The organism is Endozoicomonas sp. Z74 (assembly GCF_057680865.1).
Genome location: NZ_JBLYZI010000257.1, coordinates 1 through 1,033, shown reverse-complemented (window position 1 = coordinate 1,033; position 1,033 = coordinate 1). Strand labels below are relative to the sequence as shown.

At 46.0% G+C, this 1,033-nt stretch carries 1 protein-coding gene; it reads right to left on the bottom strand.

Translation table 11 applies throughout. The features are described 5' to 3' along the window. Window positions 1-396: 396 nt before the first annotated feature. On the bottom strand, window positions 397-852 hold the full coding sequence (locus tag ACNRUY_RS26625; protein WP_488114685.1) for a hypothetical protein: 456 nt from the start codon (window positions 850-852) through the stop codon (window positions 397-399). Window positions 853-1,033: the final 181 nt, after the last annotated feature.

The window sequence follows — 1,033 nt, the reverse complement described above, 5'->3', positions numbered from 1 at the left end:
TGATTAGTATGAATCATAAGGGTTACCTTTTTACGATTTAGATTTCAGTGATTTCACCCTCTATCTAAATCGGTAACCCTTCCCTTTTTTGAAGAGGGAATTGTCAGATCAGATCTGAACTAATGCATTTAAATACACTGCCATTTATTGGGCAATGAGAGTGGAGGGTATACCCCGGCTTTTCAGAAGCAGGCCAGGCAGCAAGGTTGACGGATTGTGCTAGGAGTGGGGATTGAATACCAGTTGAGTGACCTGATCGGCGGAGGGCGGTCTGGCTTTCAAACATGCCTGGCTGGCGAAATACCAGACAGGCTGATGGGGCGAAGGCCAGGCCAGAACTACTACACCTGAACTAAACCATGGCGAGCCTTGATCTCCGACTGACCATGGTGACGGCTACTTGCCAACCACCTCAAGGTGCTCAATCCCATACTTGCAGAACTCCTCTTGATAGGCCTCTTTCAGCTTCTCTGTCGCGATAAATTTATCTTCAAAGCTCATTTTTTTAATGACCGATTCATGGTGTTTTCTGAGAAAATCACGGGAGGCCAGATGGTTCTCAAGTTCGTCCCAGAAACTGTTATTCTGAAACCTTTCAATGAATTTCATGTACTCCCCTTCCATATCGTAATCCTGAGTGGCGAAATACTCTTCCTGTTTTTTATCAAAGGTAACCCGATCCTCACACCCGGCCTCTTTGGCATGGGACATTACCTTCTGACTGATGACCCGGTACTGCTGAGTAGCTGCAAACTCCTCATCACTGATGGAGTGCGCATTCAAGACCCAGTCGGCCATTTTGATCATATCCAGCAGCAGCCGGTACTCTTTTTTGGTGAAATTAATTTTCATGGAGGTGTCCGTTTAGTGAGAATGAGGCTGGCGGTTATCCCGACCAGCATTAGATGTAGTAGTTCAGACCTGATCTGACAGTCACCGATTTTTCAGAGGGTGTCTGTCAGGTCAAATTCAGGCTACAAATTTTTCCTTCCAGATCTCTTTGCCATCTATCAGAGTTTCCATTGGCGTTCTT